We start from the raw sequence: 2,850 nt of genomic DNA, 5'->3' as shown, positions 1-2,850 counted from the left end.
ATTTCAGATGATATAAAAGAAGGTATGACTTATGAAAAACGTATTCCCGACTGTTGTAAATAATACTTTTACTGTTCCTGATGTTTTTGATAATTTCTTTAACAACTTTATGTGGCCTGTCGATGATTCCTATACGATGCCGAAAGTTGATGTAGAAGACAAAGGTGACGCTTACGTCATGACAGCTGATATGCCGGGCGTTGCCAAAGAAGATATTCATCTTACCTATGACAACGACATGCTGACCTTGTCAGCCGTTCATGAAGATACGAAGGACAATACAGATGAACAGAAGCATTACATCTGCAAAGAACGGAGCAGCACTTCCTTTTGCCGTCAGTTCCCTGTCAGCGGCATTAAAAAAGATGCTGTCCAGGCTTCGTTCAAAGATGGCGTCCTGACTGTTATGATGCCGAAAGAAATGCAGCAGCCTCAGCAGGATGTCAAGACTATTGAAATTCAGTAATCTCTAAGATGCAGTATATTGCATCTTGTTCCCCCTTCATAGTAGATCCGCCAGATTTCCCCGTCGAAGTCTGGCGGATTTTTTATGCCGTAATTTTACGGAATCAACAGGTATATTTTACGCTGCCGTGCGTATAATACCAGTGGAAGAAGAAGGAGGGGACCCATGAAAGAATTTTTGATAGCGTCGACCATGGTGTGGAATGCGGCGCTGGAAGAAATGTTTCGCCAGGTCTATGAATGTGGATTAGGCGGCATGGAATTTTGGGCACAACATTTTTACTGCCGCCAATACGAGGAAGAACAATATCGGCGGCTGTCCGTTCATTATCCGGTACACACAGCGGTACACAGCTGCAGCTGGGATTTGAATTTGTGTTCCATGAACGAAGGAATTCGCCGCACATCTGTAGAAGAAGTAATTCGATCCATGCAGCTGGCCTGCCGATTGGGCGCTTCAGAAGTGACGGTTCATCCTGGTCATCTGACTATGCCGGGCTGGCGGGCCCAGAGCGTAGCCGCCATGCACCGGTCGTTTCAGGAAATTGCCGATGCTTCGTATCGCATGGATATGCCTGTATCGCTGGAAATTATGGAAAAAGCAAAAAAGGAATTTGTTACGAATATAGAGGCCATGAAAGAGGTTACAGGCGATTTGTTTTCATTCTTTTCGTATACCGTCGATGTCGCTCATTGTGACAGTGAAGAAGAGGTTTTCTGCCTGCTGGAACAGCTGCCGAAGGTATCTAAAATTCATATCAGCAATCGCGTCGGCACGCAGTACCATACGCCGCTGACTGACGGAGATTATAATTTTGCGGATTTACTGCCTAAATTACATGCCTATCACATTCCCATGGTTGTAGAAGGATATGATCCTGATGGCAGCTGGCGTACATTCTGGCAGAATGTCACCTTTTTACAGGCTCAGCATCGCAATGTACAGTATCGTATTTCCTGACAACTGACATCTTCAGGTCTTGCCCGGCAAGGCCGTTTTTTTTTGCCTGTGGTATAATACTGTATAGATCAAGGTCAGAGAAAGAAGATAACACAAGGTCAGAGAAAGAAGATAACACTATGAATATACATGATACAGTACAGAAAGGGCGTTTTGTCAGCCGGCCTAATCGCTTCATTGCCTATGTGGAGCTGGACGGCCATATCGCTGCCTGTCATATGCCAAATCCGGGAAGAATGTGGGAACTGCTGTTTCCCGGCGTCGGCATGTACGTGCGGGAGGCAAAACAGCAGGGCCGCAAGACGGCTTACGATGTCGTAGGTATCGAACGGGACGGAACGCCGATTCTGCTCGATACGCAGTATAATAACGATACTGCAGCCTGGCTTATTCAGGAACATCAGATTCCCGGCTGGGAAGACTGGGATCTCATTCGCCGGGAAGTTACGGTCGGAGACAGTCGCTTTGACCTGCTGTTAGGTCGGGGAGACGAACGGTTTTATGTAGAAGTCAAATCGTGTACGCTCTTTGGCAGGCACGGCGCCATGTTCCCTGATGCCGTGACGGAACGGGGGAGAAAACATATTCTCGAGCTGGCCGAAATGAGCGAAACAGGCATCCATACAGGCGTGCTGTTCCTCGTTCACTGGGACCGAGCGCAGTGGTTCCTCCCTGATTATCATACCGATCCGGCCTTTGCCCAGGCCTTTTACCGCAGTGCGCCCCTGCTGGACTGGAAAGCACTGGCCCTGCATTGGGATTCATCTTTTACCGTGCCGGCTCCCGTCCGGGTTCTGGCCTATCCGGAAGCGGTTCTGGAACGGGAAAACCACGATGCCGGCGATTACTTCGTCGTGCTGCAGGTACGGGAAGCACTGAATATCGTCATTGGTGCCAAGGGAACGATGTCTTTTCCCATCGGTTATTATGTCTACGTCGGCTCTGCCAGAAAGGGCCTGGCTGCCCGCCTGGCCCGGCATCAGCGGAAGCGGAAAAAGATGCACTGGCATATTGACTATCTTCGCCAGTATGCCGACGTCATTGCTGTCGTCCCCGTGCGCACTGCCGATGATCTGGAACATGACATGGCCAGGGCAGTCGGACAGATTGCTCAGTGGAATATTCCCGGTTTTGGCTGCACCGATTGTGATTGCCCCTCCCATTTATTTGGCTTTTCAGCCAATCCGATTCATTGTCCTCCCTTTATGGCTATTGTAGAAGAATTCCGCATGAATCGTCTGGAACGACTGATGCCTGCAGCAGAACCGATCATGAAATAGCCGGCAGAGACGGGACAGATCTTTTGTTACAGTCTGGTTACGGTTTCGGATGTTTTTGCCCTTTTTTATGGGAAATATGGTATAATATACCAATATTATATAAATTAGAGGGGGAATGCTGATATATGGAACGACAGGAAGCAC

Annotated in this window: 3 protein-coding genes; all 3 read left to right on the top strand. The window is 48.4% G+C overall.

Annotated elements, in window-relative coordinates; genetic code table 11:
* The first annotated feature begins 31 nt into the window (after positions 1-31).
* The 3 genes from Q3886_RS09825 (at position 32) to sfsA (ending at position 2,706) form a co-directional block, all read left to right on the top strand.
* Positions 32-466 (top strand): Hsp20/alpha crystallin family protein, encoded by a 435-nt coding sequence (locus Q3886_RS09825; protein WP_301861288.1) that lies wholly within the window; start codon positions 32-34, stop codon positions 464-466.
* Between the two features lie 165 nt (positions 467-631).
* Entirely contained in the window at positions 632-1,426 is a 795-nt protein-coding gene (locus Q3886_RS09820) for a sugar phosphate isomerase/epimerase (RefSeq protein WP_301861287.1), read from the top strand.
* Positions 1,427-1,545: 119 nt separating this feature from the next.
* A complete protein-coding gene (gene sfsA, locus Q3886_RS09815) occupies positions 1,546-2,706 on the top strand; it encodes a DNA/RNA nuclease SfsA (protein WP_301861285.1) in 1,161 nt (386 codons plus the stop codon).
* Positions 2,707-2,850: the final 144 nt, after the last annotated feature.

The sequence above is a fragment of the uncultured Megasphaera sp. genome (assembly GCF_958350005.1).
Classification (GTDB): Bacteria; Bacillota; Negativicutes; order Veillonellales; family Megasphaeraceae; genus Megasphaera.
The sequence above is the reverse complement of the archived record's forward strand: the minus strand, read 5'-3'. Positions and strand labels throughout refer to the sequence as shown.